The sequence below is a fragment of the Ollibium composti genome (assembly GCF_004801285.1).
Classification (GTDB): Bacteria; Pseudomonadota; Alphaproteobacteria; order Rhizobiales; family Rhizobiaceae; genus Mesorhizobium; species Mesorhizobium composti.
Genome location: NZ_SSNY01000009.1, coordinates 119,033 through 140,367, shown reverse-complemented (window position 1 = coordinate 140,367; position 21,335 = coordinate 119,033). Strand labels below are relative to the sequence as shown.

Genomic DNA, 21,335 nt, shown 5'->3' with positions numbered 1-21,335 from the left:
CTTTTTGAGTTCCTGAGCACGCGCGACGCGGATTCCGCCGAGACCTGATCCCGGTTTCGAAGGATTCCTGCCATGTTTTTCTATCTGTCCAAGGGGCGCCGTGCCCCATCCAAAGCGTTTCCGTTGCCGCCTTCGTCCTGCGCTTCCCTCGGCGCGGGACGTGTGCAGCCACCGTTTCATTCATCTTTTTCACTGGAGGACGGACCGATGTTCGATCCCTGTAAAATACCAGGCTCGCGGAGCCTGCACGAACGCAAAGTGGCGACCTGGGCGCTGCTGATCGGCGAGACGCATTCGTCCGCCGCGCATGGCGAAACTCGCCGCCGGCCGCATCGCGGCATGCTGCCGGATGTCGATTTTTCCCGCGCCGTGCCGGACTACAGCCGGCCCTCGCTGGTGAGGCGGCTCGCGCGGCTGATCCGGCGCGGCGGCACCGGCGCCGAAGCGCATGGGCCAGAGGTCGGCGAAACGCCGCCGGTCTCCTATATTGGCCGGGACAGACCAGTCGCCCCGGACGATTCGTCCGGGGCGGCTGGTCGTGACGTAATTCATGCGCGGGCGGCCTGAGCGGGCGCCGGCGCGGACACAATGAGCAGGACGATGTTTTCTTGGTTTGAAAAGCGACTCGACCCGTTTCCGGCCGCGGAGCCGGTCGAGCCGCCGCGCACGCTTCTGGCTTTCTGCTGGCATTTCACCAGGCCGGCCTGGCCGTTCGTGCTTCTGGCAGCCGTGCTGATGGCGCTGATCGCCATCATGGAAGTGTGGATGTTCGGCTTCCTCGGCCACATCGTCGACTGGCTGTCGGCGCAGAACCGCGAGACGTTCCTGCAAACGGAATGGTGGAAGCTGGCCGGCATGGTGCTGGTGGTCGCCGTCTTCCTGCCGGGCGCGGTGCTGCTGTCGTCGCTCAACACCTATCAGACGCTGTTCGGCAACTATCCGATGCGCATCCGCTGGCAGGTGCACCGCTACCTGATCAAGCAGTCGATGGCCTTCTACCAGGACGAGTTCGCCGGCCGCATCGCCACCAAGCTGATGCAGACCGCGCTCGCCGTGCGCGAGACGGTGATCAAGTTCGCCGAGGTGCTGAACTACGTCATCGTCTATTTCATCGGCATCCTGATCATCGTCGGCTCGTCCGACTGGCGGCTGGCGGCGCCGATGGCGCTGTGGCTCGTCGGCTATCTGGTGGCGTTGCGCTACTTCGTCCCGCGGCTGGGCTCGGTTTCGCAGGCGCAGGCCGACGCGCGCTCGGTGATGACGGGACGCATCGTCGACAGCTACACCAACATCCAGACCGTCAAGCTGTTCTCGCATGGCCGACGCGAATCCGACTATGCCCGCGAGGGCATGGCCGACTTCATGCGGACGGCCTATGCGCAGGGGCGGCTGATCAGCCAGTTCTACATCGTCGTCTATGCGCTGAATTCGGCTCTTCTTCTCGGCGTCGGCGCGCTGGCGATCGGCCTGTGGCTGGAGGAAGTGGTGACGGTCGGGGCGGTGGCGGTGGCCGTCGGCCTCGTGCTGCGCCTCTACGGCATGTCGCAATGGATCATGTGGGAGGTGTCGGCCCTGTTCGAGAACATCGGCACGGTGCAGGATGGCATCGCCTCGATCTCGCTGCCGCGTCTGGTCGAGGACCGGCCCGATGCGCGTCCCATCGCCGTCGACAAGGGCGAGATCCGCTTCGACGCCGTGCGCTTCCACTACGGCAAGGGCAAGGGCGTGCTGGACGACCTGGCGTTGACCATTCGTCCGGGCGAGAAGGTCGGCATCGTCGGCCGCTCGGGAGCCGGCAAGTCGACGCTGGTCAACCTTCTGCTCCGCTTCTACGACGTGGAGGGCGGGCGCATCCTGATCGACGGGCAGGACATCGCCGGCGTCACGCAGGATTCGCTGCGCGCGGCGATCGGCATGGTCACGCAGGACACCTCGCTGCTGCACCGCTCGGTGCGCGACAACGTGCTCTACGGCCGCCCCGACGCCGGCGAGGATGCCATGGTCGAGGCGGTGCGGCGGGCGGAAGCTTCCGGCTTCATCGACGGGCTGGCCGACGCCAAGGGCCGAACGGGCTTCGACGCGCATGTCGGCGAACGCGGTGTCAAGCTGTCGGGCGGCCAGCGGCAGCGCATCGCCATCGCCCGCGTCATGCTGAAGGACGCGCCGATCCTCATCCTCGACGAAGCGACCTCGGCGCTCGATTCGGAGGTCGAGGCCGCGATCCAGGAGAACCTCTACAGGCTGATGCAGGGCAAGACCGTCATCGCCATCGCCCACCGGCTCTCAACGATTGCGGCGATGGACCGGCTGATCGTCATGGACCGAGGCCGCATCATCGAGGAGGGCACGCACGATGAGCTGATCGCGCTGGGCGGCCTCTACGCGCAGCTCTGGCAACGCCAGTCCGGCGGCTTCCTGCTGCACGACGACCCGCACGAGCCGGCGGCGCGAATGAAGCTGGAGGTGGCGGAGGAAGCGGCGGAGTGAGGGATCGGCCCTTGTTCGGCGCAACCGGACCGCTATGTCCTTGTTCCGGCCGCATTTGTGCTACCGAAGAAGACGGCAGAACCGCAAGATTCAGGAGTTCGTATGACCGGCGACGACGAGTACGTGTATGACGAGGCCAGCGGCGAATGGCTTCCCGCGTCGGATCTTACCGGAGCGCAAGATGCCACTCCGGCGACCGTGCGGGATTCGGCCGGCAACGTGCTGGCCGACGGCGATTCCGTCACGCTCATCAAGGATCTCAAGGTGAAGGGGACCACGCAGACGCTCAAGCAGGGTACCGTCATCAAGTCCATTCGCCTGACCGACGATCCCGAAGAGATCGATTGCCGTCACGAAGCGATCAAGGGACTGGTTCTGCGCACCGAGTTCGTGCGCAAGCGCTGAGCCCGTGAGCCTGCTCGATCCCCTCTATCGCCGCTTCGAGGACTGGGTTTCCCCGTTCCGCGAGCCGGCGAACCTGCGCCCGCCGTCAACGGTCGCCGGCTTCATCTGGCATTATGTCGGGCAGGCGCGGCTCGCTTTCTTCGCCATGCTGGTCATCGGCGGCATCGCGCCGCTGGTGGAGGCGGGGCTGTTCTATTTCGTCGGCCGGCTGGTCGATATCCTCGACCAGTTGCCCGCCGGCGAGCGGAACTGGGAGGCGCTGTGGAACGCGGCCGGCCGGGAACTGGTCTTCATGATCGTGGTCGTGCTCGTCGTCCGCACGATTATCGTCGGCTTGTCCGCGCTGGTGGACGAGCAGACCATCGTGCCGGGCTTCTTCAACCTTGTGCGCTGGCAGGCGCACCGGCATGTGTCGCGGCAGTCCTACGCCTTCTTCCAGAACGATTTCGCCGGCCGCATCGCCACCAAGGTGTGGCAGGCGGGCCAGGCGACCGGCGACCTGATGGAAAGCTTCATCGAGGTGGTCTGGTTCATGATCGTCTACACCGTCACCACGCTAGCGCTGGTGGCGGGGCTGGACTGGCGGCTAGCGGCACTGGTGGTGATCTGGATCGCCGCCTTCGGCTGGCTGGCGAAGTTCTACCTGCCGTCGATCCGCAAGCACGCGGAGGCGACCGCCGAGGCGGGCTCGATGATCAACGGCCGCATCGTCGATTCCTACTCCAACATCCAGACGCTGAAACTGTTCTCGGCCGACGGCGACGACCGCTACATCCGCTCCGGCTTCGACATCTATCTCGGTGCGCTCAGGCCGTTCACCCGGCGCCTCACCGGCGTGCGCATCGCGCTGACGGCGCTGTCGGGCGTCATGATCACCGTTATCGCCTGCTTTGCCGTGGACCTGTGGGTGGAAGGCGCGATCACCGTCGGCGCGGTCGCCTTCACGCTGTCGCTGGTGCTGCGCCTCAACATGCTGCTCGGCCGGCTGATGATGCAGTTGAACGGCATCCTGCGCAATCTCGGCGTGCTGGAGAACTCCAAGGCGCTGATCTCGCAGCCGCTCGGCCTGACCGACGCGCCGGATGCGAAGGACCTGGCCGTAAGTGGCGGGCGGATCGACATGGACGGCGTCGTCTTCCACTACGGCAAGGGCGGCGGCGTGCTGGACGGCATCGACCTGACCATCCGGCCGGGCGAAAAGGTTGGGCTGGTCGGTCCCTCCGGCGCCGGCAAGACGACGCTGGTGAACCTCATCCTGCGCCTCTACGACCTCGAGGGCGGTGAAATCCGCATCGACGGGCAGGACGTGGCCAAAATCACGCAGACGTCACTGCGCGGCGCCATCGGCGTGGTCAGCCAGGACACCGCGCTTTTCCACCGCTCGCTGCGCGACAACATCAGGCTGGGCAAGCCCGACGCCACCGACCGTGAGGTGATGGCGGCGGCGCGTCGGGCGGAGGCGCACGAATTCATCCTCGGCCTACGCGACAACAAGGACCGGGCCGGCTACGACGCTTATGTCGGCGAGCGCGGCGTCAAGCTTTCCGGCGGCCAGCGGCAGCGCGTGGCGATCGCCCGTGTCTTCTTGAAGGACGCGCCGATCCTGGTGCTGGACGAGGCGACCTCGGCGCTCGATTCCGACGTCGAGGCAGCGATCCAGGAAAACCTGCACGCGCTGATGCAGGACAAGACCGTCATCGCCATCGCGCACAGGCTTTCCACCATCGCCATGCTCGACCGGCTGGTGGTGCTGGACGAGGGGCGCATCGTGGAAGAAGGCACGCACGAGGAACTGGTGGCGCTGGACGGGCTCTATGCAAGGCTGTGGAAGCGCCAGTCGGGCGGCTTCCTGTTCAACGAGGAAAGCGCGCTGGAAGAAACGCGCCCGGCGGAATAGGCGCGATGTCGGTCAGGCCGCCCTCCAACCTCGGCAACGCTTCCGTCTCGGAGGTCCTGTTCGATGCGCTCGGCCACGAGATTCTGGCGGAGAAGGCGTCGGCGCTCGGTCGCGCGGGCGAGCGAGCCGCGACATGCCTGGCTCGCCTGCGTGCGCATGACGGAGCGGACGGGCAAAGGCCCGCAACCGATTCGCGGCGCAGGGAACTGCTCAAGGATGCGGCCGAAGCCGTCTACGCCTTCTTCATCCAGCGCGAACTGTGCGGCCTGCGCCGCCACGATGCAGTGATCCGCGAACTCGGCATTCCGCGCGAGGTGCTGGCGAGGCTCGGCGCGAAATAGCACCGCGGCTGCCGTTGCACCCGTCAAAACCATGGAAAAGGCGTTGCCGTGCCCGGCAGAATGGGCCAGGGCGCAAAAGCCTTGCGACAATCTGCCATGGTTGCTTCACCCGTCTGGACAAAAACAGTCGTCACGCATAAACCGAAATCCAAATGCCGGAGGAATTCGCTAGCCTGTTGCCATGCGCTGTCGGGCTGGCATGCGAGTGGGGACAAGGACTCGCCCTGCGGCACGGAAGAGGCGAAAGGACCAGGCACCCGTGAGCGCAACCGACGACACACACGATCCCAATCGCCGTGATTTTCTTTACATCGCCACCGGCATGGCCGGCGTGGTGGGCGCGGCCGCCGTCGCCTGGCCGTTCATCGACCAGATGCGCCCGGACGCCTCGACGCTGGCGCTGTCGACCGTCGAGGTGGACGTCTCGTCGCTGACGCCGGGCATGTCGCTGACGGTCAAGTGGCGCGGCAAGCCCGTTTTCGTGCGCAACCGCACGCCCGAAGAGGTCAAGGCGGCACAGGATGTCAAGCTGGAAGAGCTGAAGGACCCGCTGGCCCGCAACGCCAACCTTCCCGCCGACGCCACCGCCGCCGACATCGACCGCTCGGCTGGCAAGGACAAGGAAAACTGGCTGGTGATGGTGGGCGTGTGCACGCATCTGGGCTGCATCCCGCTCGGCCAGCAGGGCGAGTACGGCGGCTGGTTCTGCCCGTGCCACGGTTCGGTCTACGATACCGCCGGGCGCATCCGCCACGGGCCTGCGCCGGAGAATATGGCCGTGCCGGTCTTTTCATTCATCTCCGATACCAAGATCCGCATCGGCTGAGGCAGGGGGACATGATGCACGAGGGACACTCCACCTACACGCCGAAGACCGGCATCGGCCGCTGGGTCGACGCCCGCATGCCGCTGCCGAGGCTCGTCTACAACAGCTTCATCGCCTATCCGGTGCCGCGTAACCTGAACTACTTCTGGGCGTTCGGCGGCATCCTGTCGGTTATGCTGGTGGCGCAGATCCTCACGGGTATCGTGCTCGCCATGCACTACACCGACGATACGGGGCTCGCCTTCGATTCGGTCGAGAAGATCATGCGCGACGTCAACCACGGCTGGTTGCTGCGCTACCTGCACTCCAACGGCGCGTCGTTCTTCTTCGTCGCCGTCTACATCCACATCTTCCGTGGCCTCTATTACGGTTCCTACAAGGCGCCGCGCGAGCTTCTGTGGATTCTCGGCTGCATCATCTACCTGTTGATGATGGCGACCGGCTTCATGGGCTACGTGCTGCCGTGGGGCCAGATGTCCTTCTGGGGCGCCACCGTCATCACCGGCTTCTTCACGGCCATTCCGCTGGTCGGCGACTGGATCCAGCAACTCCTGCTCGGCGGCTTCGCCGTCGACAACCCGACGCTGAACCGCTTCTTCGCGCTGCATTACCTGCTGCCGTTCATGATCGCCGGCGTCGTGGTGCTGCACGTCTGGGCGCTGCACGTCACCGGCCAGAACAACCCGACCGGCATCGAGGTGAAGTCGAAGACCGACACCGTTCCCTTCACGCCCTATGCGACCATCAAGGACGCGATGGGCATGGTGGTGTTCCTGCTGGTCTACGCCTATTTCGTCTTCTACCTGCCGAACTATCTCGGCCACCCGGACAATTACACGATCGCCAACCCGCTGAAGACGCCCGCGCACATCGTGCCGGAATGGTACTTCCTGCCGTTCTACGCCATCCTGCGCGCCATCACCTTCAACATCGGGCCGATCAACTCCAAGCTCGGCGGCGTGCTGGCCATGTTCGGCGCCATCGCGGTGCTGTTCGTGGTGCCGTGGCTCGACACGTCCAAGGTGCGCTCGGCCGTCTACCGGCCCTGGTACAAGCTGTTCTTCTGGCTGTTCGCGGCCGACGCCATCCTGCTCGGCTGGCTCGGCTCGCGCCCGGCGGAAGGCTCCTACGTGCTGATGGCGCAGCTTGCCACGCTGTTCTACTTCGCCTTCTTCCTGATCGTCATGCCGGTGCTTGGCCTCATCGAGACGCCGCGGCGCCTGCCCAATTCGATCACCGAGGCGGTGCTGGAGAAGAACAAGGGCTCGGGCAGCGGGCATCCGGCGGGCGCCACGGCGGCGCCGGAAACCAAGGGCTGAGCGAGAGAGCAGGGGACTTCGCATGAAAAAGATACTCGTCTCGCTCGCCGCGGCCTGCCTTGTCCTGGCCGGCGCCGCAGCCGTGATCGCGCAGGAGCAGGAACCCGCCAAGACCGAAGGTCACAGCGAGGCCAACCCGACGCACTTCCCGATCAAGGAACCGAAGGAGATGTCGTGGTCCTTCGCCGGGCCGTTCGGCACCTACGACAAGGCGCAGCTCCAGCGTGGCTTCCAGGTCTACAAGGAAGTGTGCTCGGCCTGCCATTCGATGCACATGGTGGCCTTCCGCACGCTTGAAGACCTCGGCTATAACGAGGCGCAGATCAAGTCGCTGGCCGCCGAATACACCATCCATGACGGCCCCAACGACGACGGCGACATGTTCGACCGGCCGGGCAAGCCGTCCGATTATTTCCCTTCGCCGTTCCCGAACGAGCAGGCCGCGGCGGCCGGCAACGGGGGCGCGGCGCCGCCGGACATGTCGCTGCTGGCCAAGGCGCGCGGCATCGAGCGCGGCTTCCCGCAGTTCATCTTCGACATCTTCACCCAGTATGCCGAGAGCGGCCCGGACTACATCCATTCGCTGCTCACCGGTTACGACGAGCAGCCGCCGGCCGGCATGGTCATCCCCGAGGGCACCCACTACAACCCGTATTTCAATGCGGGCGTGTCCCTGAAGATGCCCAAGCCCCTGTCGGACGACCAGGTGACCTACAGCGACGGCTCTCCGCAGACGGTCGAGCAGTATTCGCGCGACGTGTCGGCCTTCCTGATGTGGGCTGCCGAGCCGCATATGGAAGACCGCAAGAAGACCGGCTTCCGCGTGGTCATCTTCATGCTGCTGTTCGGCGGGCTGATGTACCTCACCAAGCGCAAGGTCTGGGCCGACGTCGCGCATTGAGCGGCGCGGATCGCTTCGACAAAGGGCGCCTCCGGCGCCCTTTTTGATGTTCGGCCCTCGGTTTCGCCTCTGACGCTCTTCTTCGATCGAACGGTCGGCCGTGCCCTTCAATTCACCTTGATGAACCCGAACTTCGCCCTTTTCTTTTACCGACGGAGCCGGCAAAACTGTCGGGCAACGAGACGCCGCTGATGAAATCCACGCTCGAAGACACGCTGCTTGCCGCGATCCGCACGATCCCGGACTATCCGAAGCCCGGCATCCTGTTTCGCGATATCACCACGCTGCTCGGCAATGCGCGCGCCTTCCGCCGCGCCGTCGACGAGCTGGTGCATCCCTATGCCGGGCAGAAGGTGGACAAGATCGCAGGCATCGAGGCGCGCGGCTTCATCCTTGGCGGGGCGGTGGCGCATCAGCTGTCCGCCGGCTTCGTCCCGATCCGCAAGAAGGGCAAGCTGCCGCACGAGACCGTGCGCGTCGCCTACAGCCTGGAATACGGGCTGGACGAGATGGAGATGCACAAGGACGGCGTGGCGCCCGGCGAGAAGGTGATCCTCATCGACGACCTGATCGCCACCGGCGGCACGGCGGAAGCGGCGGTGAAGCTGCTCAGGCAGATCGGCGCCGACATCATCGCCGCCTGCTTCGTCATCGACCTGCCGGATCTCGGCGGCCGCGCCAAGCTGGAAGCGCTCGGCGTGCCGGTGCACGTGCTGATCGACTTCGAGGGACACTGAAACCGGCCCAGCGTATCAGGCCGCCTGCAACGCCTCCCAAAGGGCGAAGCCTGCGGCCGAGACCAGAAGGGCGCCGGCGCCGCGCCCAAGCAGGACCGTCGCCGCCGGATGGCCGGTCAGCGCCTCACGGCTTTGTCCCGCCGCAAGCGCCAATCCGCCATAGACCGCCAACTGCACCGTGACAGTCATGGTTCCCATGACAAGGGCCTGTAGTCCGATCGGGCCGTATTCAGGCTTCATGAACTGCGGAAAGACGGCAAGCACGAACAGCCAGGCCTTCGGGTTGAGGATGCAGGTCAGCAGGCCCTGCAGGAAAATCCCGGCCGGCGGGCGGCGCGCCGCGGTTCCGACCGAGCGGACCTCGATGGTGGAGCGCAGCAGCGAAATGCCGATCCAGGCCATGTAGAGCGATCCGACGACCAGCATTGCCTTAGAAAGGACAGGCACGACATTTGACAGGCCGACGACGAAGACTGTGCCGAACAGCGTGTGGCAGATGCCGCCGAGCATGATGCCGGCGGTCGCGGCCAGTCCCGCCTGGCGGCCGCCGGTCAGCGCGTTGGCCAGCACGAAGAACATGTCCATGCCCGGCACGACGATGATGCCGACCAGCAGGACGAAATAGAGCCAGAGGGCTGCGGCGTACATCGGTAGTCCTGTCGGATGGTTCCTGGTGGCGGAATGCCTTGCACCGCAGTTCCGCGCCACCCGATATCCGATCGCTGCTGACATCATGGCGTCAGGACAATGACCCTTGTGCAGCGGCGGGGGCGCGCCATCGCTTTTTTGCGAAGAAAATCTATCCCCGTCCTTTTCACCCGCTCCATACTTGCCGCCATTTCCTGTGCGGGAACGCGGGTCGCGAACCGGGGTGAGAAGCCGGTTTGCGCAGCAAATTGAAAGGTCCGGTGGACCTTTCAAAGGTTTCGAACGCCAGGGAGTTGCCGCAGGCAACGGGTCCCTGGCTGGGGCGGCCCCTCGCTACGGCTCGGGGCGTTCGTCGCTCGAAAAGCCCATTCGGGGGCTTTTCGTCCGCCTTGCGGACCGCTCCTCACTCCTCGGGGAGGCAAGAACACCGGCGGGCGCGGGATGCCGCGCCATATACCTACTTAGCAGGCACGCTCCCGCGCCCGCTTCCCGACCTCAAACATAAGAGGTCCGCTCTTTGACAATGGCCAGGGCCGAAAGGCAGCGTGGCAGCGATGAAGCGTGCCGGGGCGATTATCCGGTTTTCACCAGCACGGCGCTGTCGAACTCGATCACCTTGTCGCCGGTGGAATCGAATCCTTCGCCCCGCAGCGTCAGTATGCGCCAGCCGGGGCGCGAGGCGAGGGCTCGGTGGCCGATGGCGGTGCGGGTGTAGGAGACCGTTTCGCCGGCATAGACCGGCTTCAGCCATTTCAGGTTGCTGAAACCGGGCGAGGGGCCGAATTCCGGCGCCGGTCCGGTGCCGTCCCACGGCCCCATCCCGATGCGGGCGGCAAGATTGCATTTCATCCAGGCGGCGGCCGTGTGCCAGCCGGAGGCGCAAAGCCTGCCGAACACGCTGCCCTTTGCCGTTTCCTCGCTGAGATGAAACGGCTGCGGGTCGTATTTGCCGGCAAAGGCGACGATCGCTTCAGGTTCGAACCTGTGGGAGCCGATCGGCACGGTGACGCCGATGCGGAAGAAGTCGTCCAGGCTCATCGACCCGCCGCCTCCCGTGTCAAGAACATGCCGGTGTTCTCCAGTTCGAACACGGTTTCGCCGCGCTGGTTAGCCAGTTCGCTGCGCATGCTGACAAAGCCGAGGCCGGGGCGGGATTTCGATATGCGCTTGGCGCGTATGGTGACCCGACCGCTCAGCGTATCGCCGGCCAGCACGGGATTTTTCCATTTGACGGAATCGATGCCCGGCGATCCCTGCGAGGTCGAATCCAGCAGGAAAGCGTCGCACAGCATGCGCATGAACATGGCGCAGGTGTGCCAGCCGGACGCCGAAAGGCCGCCGAGAATGCTGGCGCGCCCAGCCTCCTCGTCCAGATGCATAGGCTGTGGATCGAATTCGGAGGCGAAGGCGACGATCTCCTCGGCCGTCACGCGTTTCGAGCCGAGGTCGAGGCAGTCGCCCTCGACGAAATCGTCATAGCTCCATGTCTTCGGCATGCCGTGCAATCCTGTTCAAGACTGTACGATCACCATGAACCCTGGCGGCGCCCGGAACAAGACGATGCCGGGGCTGGTCCAAAAGTTTGGTGGCCGAGACGAGGAGCGCCGGAGGCGGGATGCCTCCGGCGCGTTCAGGTCAGTAGTCGCCGTTGTAGTAGCGATCGTCGCAGGGCGCGACGTATTCGCGGCCGCGGCGGTCGCGGTAGCGGCACATTTCCTCGCCGCGCCGCTTCGGGGCGGTGGACGAGCCCACGACGGCGCCCAGCAGCGCGCCGCCGGCGGCGCCGATCAGCGTGCTTTCGGTGTTGCCGCCAATGGCCTGGCCGACCAGCGCGCCGCCGGCGCCACCGATCAGCGCGCCGGTGCCGGCCCGCTGCTGCGATTCCGTCTGGCAGCCCGCCAGCGTCAGGGCGGCGAGGGCCGCGACGATCAATCGGTTGGCTTTCATATCTCGGATCCTCTCCTTTGATGTCCCTTGAGCGGTCAATTGCAGCGCCATTACGGCGGAAGATGGGCGCGGCTGAAAACGCCGGGGCGGCAGCGCCGTCGCCGGACAGGCCGCAGCGGGCCAGCGTCCGGCTATCGACCGGTTGGCACTATCCCGTCGCGCCTTGGGCGAGGGCGCGTTTTTGCAGTTCCGCGTGGATGCCATGCTGCAAATCGTGGATCGCCCGGCCGATGGCGTCCACCTCGATCCCCTTGGCTTTCATGTCAGAGACGATTTCGCCGATCCGCTGCCGCCAGAACGCGTTGGCGGCTGCGCCATGGATGCACTCCAGTCCGTCGACCATCGATCGGATCAGGTCTTGCCGTGCGCGGATCGGGAAAGGAATCACTTTTGCCATACGCGGCAAGATCGCCGGCAATCGTTGAGCAGCGGTAAATTCGATCGCCGTCCTTGCCGCGAGCAGGCGTGCGCCGAAGTCAGGTGTTGAACTTGAACAGCAGCACGTCGCCGTCCTGCACGACATATTCCTTGCCTTCGTCGCGCGCCTTGCCGGCTTCCTTGGCCGCCACTTCGCCGCCCAGCGTGACGAAGTCGTCATAGGCGATGGTCTGGGCGCGGATGAAGCCGCGCTCGAAATCGGAATGGATGACGCCGGCCGCCTGCGGGGCCTTGGTGCCCTTCTCGATCGTCCAGGCGCGCGTCTCCTTCGGCCCGGCGGTGAAATAGGTGATGAGGTGCAGCAGCTCGTAGCCGGCACGGATAAGCCTGTCCAGGCCCGGTTCCTCCAGTCCCATGGCGGCGAGGAATTCGTGTTCCTCATCGTCGGGAAGCTGGGCCACTTCGGCTTCGATGGCGGCCGAGATGACGACCGTGCGTGCCCCTTGAGCGGTGGCCATCTTCTCCACCGCCTCGGTGTGGGCGTTGCCGGTGGCGGCGTCCGCCTCGGCGACGTTGCAGACATAAAGGACGGGATGCGAGGTGAGCAGGTTCAGCCCTTGCAGCGCCTTCAGGTCCTCGGGATCGATGCCGTTCAGGAGCACGCGCGTCGGCTTGCCTTCCTGCAGCAGCGCCAGCGCCTTCTCCATCATCGGCAGGGCGGCCGTCGCTTCCTTGTCCTTGCCCTGCGCGCGCTTGCGGATCTGGACGATGCGGCGGTCGAGGCTTTCGAGGTCGGCCAGCATCAGTTCGGTCTCGACCGTCTCGGCGTCGGCGACGGGATCGATGCGGCCCTCGACATGGGTGATGTCGTCGTCCTCGAAACAGCGCAGCACATGCACGATGGCGTCGACCTCGCGGATGTTGGCGAGGAACTGGTTGCCGAGGCCCTCGCCTTTCGAGGCGCCGCGCACCAGGCCGGCGATGTCGACGAAGGAGATGCGGGTGGGGATGATCTCCTTGGACTTGGCGACCGCCGCGATCTTGCGCAGGCGCGGGTCGGGCACGGCAACCTCGCCGGTGTTCGGCTCGATGGTGCAGAAGGGATAGTTGGCGGCCTGCGCGGCGGCGGTGCGCGTCAAGGCGTTGAAGAGCGTCGACTTGCCGACGTTCGGCAGGCCGACGATGCCGCATTTGAAACCCATGATGATACGGTCCTACAAGGAAGAGAAGAATTGCTCAGGGCTATGGGCGAAAGGGGAGAGGATCGTCAAGCTCTTGCCGTCGCGATCGTCTATGATCTGGCCGTCCTGCAGGTCCTCGGACAGAAAATGCGTGCAGCCGAGTTCGAGCCCGGAGGCGAGCAACAGGCAGTCCCACCAGGAGTAGCCGTAGCGGAGATGGAGGCGACGTGCCCGGTCGATTTCAGCTCGCGTGAGGGGGCGGTCTCCGAACACGGAAAGCCGGTCCAAGATCGACAAAGCCTCCTCTGCCGAGGTGAACCACTTCTTTCGCAGAAAGACATGGGCAACTTCGTTCAGCACCTGGAGGTTCGTGCGTGCAAGCTGCCTGTCGGTCAGGAGGCTCAGCCATGCGAGAGCCTGCTCGCCTTTTGCAGCGCCGTCGCGATCATGGATGTAAAGCAGGATATTGGTGTCGATGAAAACCTCACCGACGCGCATTACGCTCTTCCGATGTCGGCATCCGGCCGTTTTCCATTACGTCCCATTTCGGCCCGGCCAGAATGCGCTCCAGCGCCTCTTTCTGTCGATTGCGTGGCGGCGCGATACCGGCATCGTCCGCCATGAGCTTTTCGCGGGCCGCTTCCGCCAGATATCTGGAAACGCTCTTGCCCGCCTTTGCCGCCGCAATGCGGGTCAAATGCGCCAAGTCGTCGTCCATTGAAATCGTCACGTTTTTCATGGTTGCAATCTCACGAAAACACGAAGTTCGTGTAATTTAATACCCAATGCTTCCGGCATCAAGGTGCCGTCGGATAGGCTCAATCCTTACCGAGCAGCTTCTTCAGCATGGCGGCCATGGGGCCGGTTTCCGGCAGCTTGGCCATCGGTTGCTGCGGACGCGCCTGGCGGATGTGGCTCTGGGCCTTAGGCGCTTTTTTTTTAGGTGGCGGCGCGTCGTCCTCGCCGGTCGGCTGGAGCTTTTCGCGCAGGTCCAGCGTCACACGGTTCATGAAGCCGCTGTCGTCGCCCCTGGCGAGCATGTCGGCGGCGCCGGCGATGGAGTCCAGGAGCACGTCCAGCCATTCGCGGTCGGCCTTGGAGAAATCGCCCAGCACATGGCCGTGCACCATCTCCCTGACGCCGGGGTGGCCGACGCCGATGCGCACGCGGCGGTAGTTCTGGCTGATATGCTGGTCGAGCGAACGGATGCCGTTGTGGCCGCCCGAGCCGCCGCCGACCTTGATCCTGATCTTGCCCGGTGCAAGGTCGATCTCGTCGTAGAGGACGGTGACGGCGGAAGGATCGAGCTTGTAGAAGCGCAGCGCCTCGCCGACAGCCTGGCCGGACAGGTTCATGAAGGTCTGCGGTTTTATGAGCAGCACCTTGTCGCCGCCGAGCCTGCCTTCGGCGATCTCGGCCTGGAACTTCTTTGACCACGGCGAAAAGGAATGGCGGCGAGCGATAGCGTCCGCCGCCATGAAGCCGACATTGTGCCGGTTGTTGGCGTATTTCGCGCCCGGATTGCCAAGACCTGCAAGAATCTGCATGGCTCCTGTCCTCCGGGCGACAAAATTACTTCTCTTCCGCTTCGTCCTCGGCAGCGGCGGCCGGCGCGGCGGCTTCGTCCGTCTCGGGCTTGGCGGCAGCGGTGCCGGCGATGGTGGCAATGGTGAAGTCGCGATCCGAAATGACCGGCTTGACGCCGGCCGGCAGCGTCACCGCCGAGATGTGGATGGAGTCGCCGATCTCGGCGCCCGACAGGTCAACGGTGATGGAATCCGGAATGGCGTTGGCCGGGCAGTGGAACTCCACCTCATGGCGCACGACGTTCAGAACGCCGCCACGCTTGATGCCGGGCGACTTCTCTTCGTTGATGAAGTGGACCGGCACGTTGACGTTGACGACGGTGTCCTTGCCGACGCGCAGGAAGTCGACATGCAGGGGGAAGTCCTTGACCGGGTCGAGTTGGTAATCCTTCGGCAGGACCTGGATCTTCTTGCCGTCGACGTCGATCGTCGCCACGGTGGTCAGGAAACCGCCGCCGTGGATCTTGTAGAAGATTTCCTTGTAGGACAGGGCGATCGCCAGGGGAGGCTGCTTTTCGCCGTAGATGACGGCGGGTACTTTACCGTTGCGGCGGACTGCACGGGCGGACCCCTTACCGACCTGTTCGCGCGCTTCGGCCTTGAGCTCGTAAGAAGCTTGGCTCATGGCTTTTCCTTTCGTGTTGTGGAGCGTCTGCGGATCGGCGGAGCCGGGTCCGGAAACGTCGAAAGCCGCCATCTTTGCGCATGACCTGGCCCAAAAACCGGAATCCACTTTTTGGGATCATGCGAGCCTGGCGGCCCTCGCCCGCGTTGCCTCCAAGGGTGTCTACGCGGGTGGCGGTGCTATAACCGATGCCGTCGCCCGGCGCAAGGCGCCGGTTCAGTGGGCGATCGCCTGCCTGCCCTTGCGCATGTTGGGCAGGAAGACGGTCAGCAATCCGACCAGCGGCAGGTACGAGCAGAGCTTGTAGACATAGTCGATGCCCTTTGCGTCGGCGACGACGCCGAGCGCCGCAGCGGCGATGCCGCCCATGCCGAAGGCGAAGCCGAAGAAGATGCCGGCGACCATGCCGACACGGCCGGGCACCAGTTCCTGCGCCAGGACGACGATGTTGGAGAAGGCCGACGACAGGATCAGGCCGATCACGATGGTCAAGACGATCGTCCATTCGAGGTTGGCGTAGGGCAAGGCGAGCGTGAAGGGCAGCACGCCGACGATGGAGAACCAGATCATCGCCTTCTGGCCGTAGCGGTCGCCAAAGGGACCGCCGAGCAGGATGCCGAGCGCGTTGGCGCCGAGGAAGACGAACAGCAATACCTGCGAGACCGACACCGAAACGCCGAACTTCTCGATGGTGTAGAAGGTGTAGTAGCTGGAGAGGCTCGCCATGTAGGCGTTCTTGGAGAAGGTCAGCAGCGCCAGCACGACCAGCGCCCAGAACACGCGGCGCTGCGTGAACGGCGAGACGAACGCCGCCGTCTTGCGTGCCGTGTTGGCGCGGACGCTGTTGTACCAGTTGCCGACCTTCCACAGAACGACGATGCCGATCAGCGAGGCGATCGCGAACCAGGCGATGCTGGACTGGCCGAACGGCACGACGATGAACGCCGCCAGCAGCGGGCCGACAGCCTGGCCGGCATTGCCGCCGACCTGGAACAGCGACTGGGCGAGCCCGTGCCTGCCGCCGGACGCCAGACGGGCGATGCGCGAGGATTCGGGGTGGAATACGGCCGAGCCGATGCCGATCAGCGAGGCGCCGGCAAGCAGGATCCAGTAGTGTCCGGCATAGGCGAGCACGATCAGGCCGACCAGCGAGGAGGCCATGCCCCAGGGCAGGGAATAGGGCATGGGGCGCTTGTCGGTGACAAGGCCGACGACCGGCTGGAGCAGCGAGGCGGTGAGCTGGAAAGTGAAGGTCAGCAGGCCGATCTGCCAGAAATCGAGATGATAGTTGTCCTTCAGCAGCGGATAGATGGCGGCCAGAAGCGACTGCATGATGTCGTTGATGCCGTGGCAGAGGCTTACCGCCAGGATGACCGTGAACGCCGTCGCCGTGGCGCTGACCGGCGCGGACGGGGAGGGGGCTGTTGTGGTGGTGTCGGTCACGATCTGCTCCGTCTTCATGCTTGCCGTCCCGGGCCGACCGTCATTGCGAGTCGGTCCCGGATCGCGGCAGCGCTTATAGTCCGGTTGTGCAACGACTTCTTTCGTGGTTTGATCCATTATCTTCGCAAGTGGGCCAAGTTTCATGCCGAATTCGGTTTCCTATCTGCATGCGCCGGCCACCGAGCTGTTCCGGTTGCATCGCGAGCGGCTGGACTGGCTGGAAAAAGCCGCCGGGTCGATCGTGGCGCTGCCGTCGGAATATCCCGACAGTTATCATGTGCCCGGCCACCGCCACAGCCGCAGCCAGCTTCTCCATGCGCTGACCGGGGTCGTGCTGGTCAGCACGCAATCAGGCCGCTGGATGGTGCCGCCGGACCACGCCATGTGGATCCCGGCCGGCATCGAGCACTCGGTCGACATGCTGGGCAATGTCTCGATGCGCTCGCTCTATGTGGTGCCCGACGCCATCGCCGGCCTGCCGGCAAGGCTGCGGGTCGTCGGCGTCAGCGACCTGATGCGCAGCCTGATCGTCGAAGCGGTGTCGCTGCCGGACGAGGTGGAGCCTTCGCCGCGCGCCAGGCTCGTGCTCGCGCTGCTCCTGCACGAGATACCGGCGATGCCCGAGCGGCCGCTGGGATTGCCTTTTCCCACGGACGCGAAGATCGCAGCGGTTTGCCGCCGTTTTCTCGCGCAGCCCTCGCCGCGCGCCACGATCGACGAATGGGCGGCGCTGGCCGGCATGAGCCGCCGCACCTTCACGCGCACCTTCCAGAGGCAGACTGGATTGTCGCTGTCGACATGGCGCCAGCAGGCGCTGCTGTTCGCCGCCTTGCCGCGGCTGACGGACGGCGAGCCGATCACGCGCGTGGCGCTCGATCTCGGCTATGACAGCGTTCCGGCCTTCACCACCATGTTCAGGCGCATGCTGGGAACCGCGCCGCGCGGCTACCTGCGCGGCGCGCGCGAATCCGAAAAGATTTCGGCTTAAGGCTAGTCGAACAGGCTGGAGACGGATTCTTCCGTCGCGGTGCGCGAGATCGCCTCGCCGATCAGGTCGCCGATGGAGACGACTCGGATGTTCGGCGCGTCGATGACGGCCTGGGTCGGCTGAATGGAATCGGTGATGACCAGTTCCTGAAGCTGGGAGCCGGTGATGCGGGCAATCGCCCCGCCCGACAGCACGCCGTGGGTGATGTAGGCAGTGACGCTGGTGGCGCCCTTGGCGAGCAGCGCGTCGGCGGCGTTGCACAGCGTGCCGCCGGAATCGACGATGTCGTCGAACAGCAGGCAGTCCTTGCCGGCGACGTCGCCGATGACGTTCATGACCTCGGATTCGCCGGGCCGTTCGCGGCGCTTGTCGACGATGGCGAGCTGGCCGTCGATGCGCTTGGCCAGCGCCCGGGCGCGCACCACGCCGCCGGTGTCGGGCGACACCACCATGACGTTGCCGATCTGCTTGTACTTGGCCTTCACGTCGCGCGCCATGACCGGCACCGAGAACAGGTTGTCGGTCGGGATATCGAAGAAGCCCTGGATCTGGCCGGCATGAAGATCGAGCGTCAGGACGCGGCTGGCGCCGGCGCGGGCGATCATGTTGGCGACCAGCTTGGCCGAGATCGGCGTGCGGCCGGATGCGCGGCGATCCTGCCTTGCATAGCCGAAATAGGGGATGACCGCCGTGATGCGCCGCGCCGAGGAGCGCATGAAGGCGTCGATCATGATGAGCAGTTCCATCAGGTGATCGTTGGTCGGGAAGGAGGTGGACTGGAGAACGAAGACGTCCTCGCCGCGCACGTTTTCCTGGATTTCGACGAAGATTTCCTGATCGGCGAAGCGCCGGACGCTGGCCTTGCCGAGCGGAATGTTGAGATAGCGGGCGACCGCTTCAGCCAGCACCCGATTGGAATTGCCCGCGAAGAGTTTCATGCGCTGTACCTGAAGGAGAAGTCACCCGGGCTTTTAACGGTCATTTCCCGTATTGCAAGCGCTGCAAACGCGATTTGGCCGGATAATCCCAACAAAGGCGTCGTTTAGCCGGGAGTGCCGGCCAGCCAGGCGACGAGCTGGTTCATTGTAGCGTCAGCGATCGCCTGCATGGTTTGCGGCGGCACCGCCGCCCAGCCCTCGCCGCTGCCCGGCTGCTCCACCTTCTGCTGGCCGTTGATCCGGTGCAGCCGGTTCCCGGCGGGATCGTAGACGTCCCAGACATAGATGACGGTGGTGTCCTTGCCTTCGCTCAGCAGCGAGAAATAACCTTTCAGCACATGGGTTGCGTTGCTGTCGGTGCTGCCGGCGAGCTGGATGCCGCGCTCGCGGGCGCGCAGATTGAGCTGCTCGGTCAGGGGGCCGGCCGCTTCCACCGTGGTGCCGACCATCGGCGCGATCTGGAGGCGCATCCTGGCGATCGCCGCCTTGGCCTCCGCCGAGAGCTGCGCGGGAGCCAGCGCCGGCTGGGTCGCGGTCGCCGGGCCGGCAGCGGCCGAGGCAGCAGGCTGCGGGGTTGCGGTCGGCTGGAGCACGTCGCTGGTGTTGCAGGCCGACAGGGCGGCTGCGGCGAGCAGCGATACGGCCGTGGCATGGAGGCGCTTCATCGGTCCGGAAACTCTTCGTCGGCGAACGCCCCCTCGCATCGAAATCACCGCACGATCAAGTCGAGATCATGGCGCGAGAGCGCCTTGGGCGCGGTTTCGGTGGTGAGATAGGTGCGGCCGAGCGTCATGGCGGTTTCCGTCTCGGAATCCATGATGATCATGTGCGCGAACAGCGTCATGTTGGGCGCGATCGGCTCGGGATTGGCCTGATAGAACATCGGCATGTCCATCCAGGACGGCGTGAAGCGGGCGCCGACGGAATAGCCGCAGGCGTTGAGGCGGTGGCGGGTCAGGCCGTGTGCTTCCATGGTGCGGGCATGCGCGTCGAAGACGTCGCCGAAGGTGTTGCCGGGCGTCATCGCCTTCTCGACGGCGAGCAGCGCGTCGCGCGAGGCCTCGAACAGTTCCTGATGGCGCTTGGAGGCCTTGCCGGTGAGGATCGTGCGCATCATCGGCGCGTGGTAGTGATGGAATACGCCCGCCCATTCCAGCGTCAGCTGGTCGTTCTTGGTCAGCTTGCGGCGGCCGGCGTGATAGCGGCACAGGAGCGCGTCGGCGCCGGAGCCGATGATGAATTCGTTGGCCGGATAGTCGCCGCCGCCGGCGAAGATCGTGCCCTGCATGGCGGCGAGGATGGCGGCCTCATCGCCGCCCTGCTTGATGAGCGGAAGGGCGGCGTCCAGTGCGTCGTCCGACAGGCTTGCCGCCTTCTCGACCTTGGCGATCTCGGCCGGGCTCTTGAACAGGCGCAGCCGCCCGACGATGCCCGACGCGTCGGCGATCTGGCCGAAGGTCTGCAACTGCTCGTCCAGCCGGCGGCCGTTATAGGCGGTCAGCCCGTGCGTGTCGTATTCGACGCCGATGCGGGCGCCGAGAAGGTCCAGGTCGTTCAGGAGATTGCGCAGGTCGATCGCCGGATTGGCGTCGGCGCGGTCGGTCCACACGACGATGTTCTCGATGGTCGAGGTCTGGCGGGCCTGGCGCAGGTCGGCCGAGCGGGTGAGCAGCACCATCGAGCCGTCGGCCTTCACGATCAGGCACTGGAAGAAGCAGAAGCCGAACGTGTCGTAGCCGGTCAGCCAGTACATGCTCTCCTGCGCGAACAGGAGGACAGCGTCCAGCTTCTTCTCGGCCATCTCGATCATCAGCCGGTCGCGGCGGGCATCGAACTCGGAGCGCTCGAAATGCAGGGCCATCAGTTGTCCTCCAGGACGATCGCCGACACCTGCCGGCCATAGTCGGGCTCGTTGCGATGGGTTGAGCGGCGGTAGGAAAAGAACAGGTCGCCCTCCGCGTAGGTGCAGCGGCCGAGGCCGTGCGCCTCGACGCCGGCCCTTGCCAGGCGGTCCACCGTGTAGCGGTTCAGGTCGAACATGGCGTGGCCGGCCTTGGCGGACGGCGCGAAATAGGCGGCGTTGCCGGCGTCGGCCTCGACGAAGCGAGCGACGAATTCCGGGCCGACCTCATAATTCTTCGGGCCGATGGAGGGGCCGAGCACGGCGACAATGCGGTCGCGGCGGGCGCCGAGCGTCTCCATGGTGGCGACGGTGTTTTCCAGAATGCCGGTGAAGGCGCCCTTCCAGCCGGCGTGCGCGGCACCGATGACGCGCGCCTCCACATCGGCGAACAGGACGGGGCCGCAATCGGCGCTCGAGGCGGCGACGGCGATGCCGGGCCGGTCGGTGACGATGGCGTCCGCCTTGGGACGCGAGCCGGCGAACGGCTCGCGGGCGACGATGACGTCCGGCGAATGAATCTGGTGGACATTGAGCAGATGACTCGGCGCCACGCCCATCCAGGTGGCGACGCGGCGGCGGTTCTCGCCGATATGCGCCGGGTCGTCGGCCGAGCCCGGGCCGGTGTTGAGGCCTTCATAGATGCCCGTCGAGACGCCGCCGACGCGGGTGAAATAGCCGTGGCGGACGCCCCTGGCGCGCGCCGCGTCGAGCTCGGGGGACCGGATGGGGTCCAAAGTGACTTGATTCAGCATTGCCGCTTTGTCCTCTCCCGGAGGCGGTTTCGT

Annotated in this window: 25 protein-coding genes; 10 read left to right on the top strand and 15 right to left on the bottom strand. The window is 65.3% G+C overall.

The annotated features are described in order from the left end of the window. Positions 1-72 precede the first annotated feature (72 nt). The 9 genes from E6C48_RS15960 (at position 73) to E6C48_RS15920 (ending at position 8,913) form a co-directional block, all read left to right on the top strand. Positions 73-567 carry a hypothetical protein gene (locus E6C48_RS15960; RefSeq protein ID WP_230978798.1) on the top strand — a complete coding sequence of 165 codons (495 nt, stop codon included), beginning with the start codon at positions 73-75 and terminating at the stop codon, positions 565-567. Between the two features lie 33 nt (positions 568-600). Further along, the gene (locus tag E6C48_RS15955) at positions 601-2,487 is read left to right on the top strand and encodes an ABC transporter ATP-binding protein (RefSeq protein ID WP_136358973.1); all 1,887 of its coding nucleotides are present in this window, start codon (positions 601-603) and stop codon (positions 2,485-2,487) included. Positions 2,488-2,589: 102 nt separating this feature from the next. Then, positions 2,590-2,892, top strand: a complete 303-nt coding sequence (locus tag E6C48_RS15950; RefSeq protein ID WP_136358971.1) for an alkylphosphonate utilization protein — start codon at positions 2,590-2,592, stop codon at positions 2,890-2,892. 4 nt (positions 2,893-2,896) lie between these two features. Then, a complete protein-coding gene (locus E6C48_RS15945; RefSeq protein ID WP_407941004.1) occupies positions 2,897-4,789 on the top strand; it encodes an ABC transporter ATP-binding protein in 1,893 nt (630 codons plus the stop codon). A gap of 5 nt (positions 4,790-4,794) precedes the next feature. Beyond that, positions 4,795-5,130 (top strand): DUF6665 family protein, encoded by a 336-nt coding sequence (locus tag E6C48_RS15940; RefSeq protein ID WP_136358969.1) that lies wholly within the window; start codon positions 4,795-4,797, stop codon positions 5,128-5,130. Positions 5,131-5,389: 259 nt separating this feature from the next. Then, positions 5,390-5,956, top strand: coding sequence for a ubiquinol-cytochrome c reductase iron-sulfur subunit (gene petA / locus E6C48_RS15935; protein ID WP_269142564.1), 567 nt, complete (start codon positions 5,390-5,392; stop codon positions 5,954-5,956). A gap of 14 nt (positions 5,957-5,970) precedes the next feature. Continuing rightward, positions 5,971-7,275: a cytochrome b gene (locus E6C48_RS15930; protein WP_136359119.1), complete on the top strand. Its 1,305-nt coding sequence runs from the start codon at positions 5,971-5,973 to the stop codon at positions 7,273-7,275. Positions 7,276-7,297: 22 nt separating this feature from the next. Continuing rightward, positions 7,298-8,176, top strand: coding sequence for a cytochrome c1 (locus E6C48_RS15925; protein ID WP_136358965.1), 879 nt, complete (start codon positions 7,298-7,300; stop codon positions 8,174-8,176). 191 nt (positions 8,177-8,367) lie between these two features. Further along, positions 8,368-8,913: an adenine phosphoribosyltransferase gene (locus E6C48_RS15920; protein ID WP_136358963.1), complete on the top strand. Its 546-nt coding sequence runs from the start codon at positions 8,368-8,370 to the stop codon at positions 8,911-8,913. A gap of 15 nt (positions 8,914-8,928) precedes the next feature. Here E6C48_RS15920 and E6C48_RS15915 read toward each other — a convergent pair whose 3' ends face one another. The 11 genes from E6C48_RS15915 to E6C48_RS15865 form a co-directional block, all read right to left on the bottom strand. Continuing rightward, complete coding sequence (locus E6C48_RS15915) at positions 8,929-9,561, bottom strand: LysE family translocator (RefSeq protein ID WP_136358961.1); 633 nt, start codon at positions 9,559-9,561, stop codon at positions 8,929-8,931. A gap of 573 nt (positions 9,562-10,134) precedes the next feature. Further along, positions 10,135-10,599 carry a MaoC family dehydratase gene (locus tag E6C48_RS15910; RefSeq protein ID WP_136358959.1) on the bottom strand — a complete coding sequence of 155 codons (465 nt, stop codon included), beginning with the start codon at positions 10,597-10,599 and terminating at the stop codon, positions 10,135-10,137. Further along, a complete protein-coding gene (locus E6C48_RS15905) occupies positions 10,596-11,057 on the bottom strand; it encodes a MaoC family dehydratase (protein ID WP_136358957.1) in 462 nt (153 codons plus the stop codon). Before E6C48_RS15905 ends, E6C48_RS15910 begins: the two co-directional genes overlap by 4 nt. Before the next feature lie 139 nt (positions 11,058-11,196). Continuing rightward, the gene (locus E6C48_RS15900) at positions 11,197-11,508 is read right to left on the bottom strand and encodes a YMGG-like glycine zipper-containing protein (RefSeq protein ID WP_136358955.1); all 312 of its coding nucleotides are present in this window, start codon (positions 11,506-11,508) and stop codon (positions 11,197-11,199) included. Between the two features lie 148 nt (positions 11,509-11,656). Then, positions 11,657-11,905, bottom strand: coding sequence for a DUF6074 family protein (locus E6C48_RS15895; protein ID WP_136358954.1), 249 nt, complete (start codon positions 11,903-11,905; stop codon positions 11,657-11,659). A 79-nt stretch (positions 11,906-11,984) separates the two neighbouring features. Next, complete coding sequence (gene ychF / locus E6C48_RS15890; RefSeq protein ID WP_136358952.1) at positions 11,985-13,088, bottom strand: redox-regulated ATPase YchF; 1,104 nt, start codon at positions 13,086-13,088, stop codon at positions 11,985-11,987. Positions 13,089-13,100: 12 nt separating this feature from the next. Continuing rightward, positions 13,101-13,565, bottom strand: a complete 465-nt coding sequence (locus E6C48_RS15885) for a PIN domain-containing protein (protein ID WP_136358950.1) — start codon at positions 13,563-13,565, stop codon at positions 13,101-13,103. Then, the gene (locus E6C48_RS15880) at positions 13,552-13,806 is read right to left on the bottom strand and encodes a hypothetical protein (RefSeq protein WP_136358948.1); all 255 of its coding nucleotides are present in this window, start codon (positions 13,804-13,806) and stop codon (positions 13,552-13,554) included. Before E6C48_RS15880 ends, E6C48_RS15885 begins: the two co-directional genes overlap by 14 nt. A gap of 79 nt (positions 13,807-13,885) precedes the next feature. Continuing rightward, positions 13,886-14,614 carry an aminoacyl-tRNA hydrolase gene (gene pth / locus E6C48_RS15875; RefSeq protein ID WP_136358946.1) on the bottom strand — a complete coding sequence of 243 codons (729 nt, stop codon included), beginning with the start codon at positions 14,612-14,614 and terminating at the stop codon, positions 13,886-13,888. Between the two features lie 25 nt (positions 14,615-14,639). After that, positions 14,640-15,278: a 50S ribosomal protein L25/general stress protein Ctc gene (locus E6C48_RS15870; protein WP_136358944.1), complete on the bottom strand. Its 639-nt coding sequence runs from the start codon at positions 15,276-15,278 to the stop codon at positions 14,640-14,642. 216 nt (positions 15,279-15,494) lie between these two features. Next, a complete protein-coding gene (locus E6C48_RS15865) occupies positions 15,495-16,739 on the bottom strand; it encodes an MFS transporter (protein WP_136358942.1) in 1,245 nt (414 codons plus the stop codon). A 124-nt stretch (positions 16,740-16,863) separates the two neighbouring features. Between E6C48_RS15865 and E6C48_RS15860 the strand changes: the two genes are divergently transcribed. Continuing rightward, entirely contained in the window at positions 16,864-17,709 is an 846-nt protein-coding gene (locus E6C48_RS15860) for an AraC family transcriptional regulator (protein ID WP_136358940.1), read from the top strand. Between the two features lie 2 nt (positions 17,710-17,711). Here the strand turns inward: E6C48_RS15860 and E6C48_RS15855 are convergent, their stop codons facing one another. From E6C48_RS15855 to pgeF, 4 genes are all read right to left on the bottom strand, one after another. After that, on the bottom strand, positions 17,712-18,647 hold the full coding sequence (locus E6C48_RS15855; protein ID WP_136358938.1) for a ribose-phosphate pyrophosphokinase: 936 nt from the start codon (positions 18,645-18,647) through the stop codon (positions 17,712-17,714). Positions 18,648-18,751: 104 nt separating this feature from the next. Then, positions 18,752-19,312, bottom strand: coding sequence for a hypothetical protein (locus E6C48_RS15850; protein ID WP_136358936.1), 561 nt, complete (start codon positions 19,310-19,312; stop codon positions 18,752-18,754). A 44-nt stretch (positions 19,313-19,356) separates the two neighbouring features. Then, the gene (locus tag E6C48_RS15845) at positions 19,357-20,508 is read right to left on the bottom strand and encodes a M24 family metallopeptidase (protein WP_136358934.1); all 1,152 of its coding nucleotides are present in this window, start codon (positions 20,506-20,508) and stop codon (positions 19,357-19,359) included. Continuing rightward, entirely contained in the window at positions 20,508-21,302 is a 795-nt protein-coding gene (gene pgeF / locus E6C48_RS15840) for a peptidoglycan editing factor PgeF (RefSeq protein WP_136358932.1), read from the bottom strand. Before pgeF ends, E6C48_RS15845 begins: the two co-directional genes overlap by 1 nt. Between the last annotated feature and the right edge of the window lie 33 nt (positions 21,303-21,335).

Bases quoted from the DNA above. Each gene is read 5' to 3' on its own strand.
- ychF (WP_136358952.1), bottom strand. From the start codon at position 13,088: ATGGGTTTCAAATGCGGCATCGTCGGCCTGCCGAACGTCGGCAAGTCG.
- pth (WP_136358946.1), bottom strand. From the start codon at position 14,614: ATGCAGATTCTTGCAGGTCTTGGCAATCCGGGCGCGAAATACGCCAAC.
- E6C48_RS15845 (WP_136358934.1), bottom strand. From the start codon at position 20,508: ATGGCCCTGCATTTCGAGCGCTCCGAGTTCGATGCCCGCCGCGACCGG.
- E6C48_RS15955 (WP_136358973.1), top strand. From the start codon at position 601: ATGTTTTCTTGGTTTGAAAAGCGACTCGACCCGTTTCCGGCCGCGGAG.
- E6C48_RS15930 (WP_136359119.1), top strand. From the start codon at position 5,971: ATGCACGAGGGACACTCCACCTACACGCCGAAGACCGGCATCGGCCGC.
- E6C48_RS15910 (WP_136358959.1), bottom strand. From the start codon at position 10,599: ATGAGCCTGGACGACTTCTTCCGCATCGGCGTCACCGTGCCGATCGGC.
- E6C48_RS15915 (WP_136358961.1), bottom strand. From the start codon at position 9,561: ATGTACGCCGCAGCCCTCTGGCTCTATTTCGTCCTGCTGGTCGGCATC.
- E6C48_RS15855 (WP_136358938.1), bottom strand. From the start codon at position 18,647: ATGAAACTCTTCGCGGGCAATTCCAATCGGGTGCTGGCTGAAGCGGTC.
- E6C48_RS15850 (WP_136358936.1), bottom strand. From the start codon at position 19,312: ATGAAGCGCCTCCATGCCACGGCCGTATCGCTGCTCGCCGCAGCCGCC.
- pgeF (WP_136358932.1), bottom strand. From the start codon at position 21,302: ATGCTGAATCAAGTCACTTTGGACCCCATCCGGTCCCCCGAGCTCGAC.
- E6C48_RS15865 (WP_136358942.1), bottom strand. From the start codon at position 16,739: ATGAAGACGGAGCAGATCGTGACCGACACCACCACAACAGCCCCCTCC.
- E6C48_RS15960 (WP_230978798.1), top strand. From the start codon at position 73: ATGTTTTTCTATCTGTCCAAGGGGCGCCGTGCCCCATCCAAAGCGTTT.
- E6C48_RS15895 (WP_136358954.1), bottom strand. From the start codon at position 11,905: ATGGCAAAAGTGATTCCTTTCCCGATCCGCGCACGGCAAGACCTGATC.
- E6C48_RS15900 (WP_136358955.1), bottom strand. From the start codon at position 11,508: ATGAAAGCCAACCGATTGATCGTCGCGGCCCTCGCCGCCCTGACGCTG.
- E6C48_RS15880 (WP_136358948.1), bottom strand. From the start codon at position 13,806: ATGAAAAACGTGACGATTTCAATGGACGACGACTTGGCGCATTTGACC.
- E6C48_RS15925 (WP_136358965.1), top strand. From the start codon at position 7,298: ATGAAAAAGATACTCGTCTCGCTCGCCGCGGCCTGCCTTGTCCTGGCC.
- E6C48_RS15940 (WP_136358969.1), top strand. From the start codon at position 4,795: ATGTCGGTCAGGCCGCCCTCCAACCTCGGCAACGCTTCCGTCTCGGAG.
- E6C48_RS15950 (WP_136358971.1), top strand. From the start codon at position 2,590: ATGACCGGCGACGACGAGTACGTGTATGACGAGGCCAGCGGCGAATGG.
- E6C48_RS15905 (WP_136358957.1), bottom strand. From the start codon at position 11,057: ATGCCGAAGACATGGAGCTATGACGATTTCGTCGAGGGCGACTGCCTC.
- E6C48_RS15870 (WP_136358944.1), bottom strand. From the start codon at position 15,278: ATGAGCCAAGCTTCTTACGAGCTCAAGGCCGAAGCGCGCGAACAGGTC.
- E6C48_RS15885 (WP_136358950.1), bottom strand. From the start codon at position 13,565: ATGCGCGTCGGTGAGGTTTTCATCGACACCAATATCCTGCTTTACATC.
- E6C48_RS15920 (WP_136358963.1), top strand. From the start codon at position 8,368: ATGAAATCCACGCTCGAAGACACGCTGCTTGCCGCGATCCGCACGATC.
- E6C48_RS15860 (WP_136358940.1), top strand. From the start codon at position 16,864: ATGCCGAATTCGGTTTCCTATCTGCATGCGCCGGCCACCGAGCTGTTC.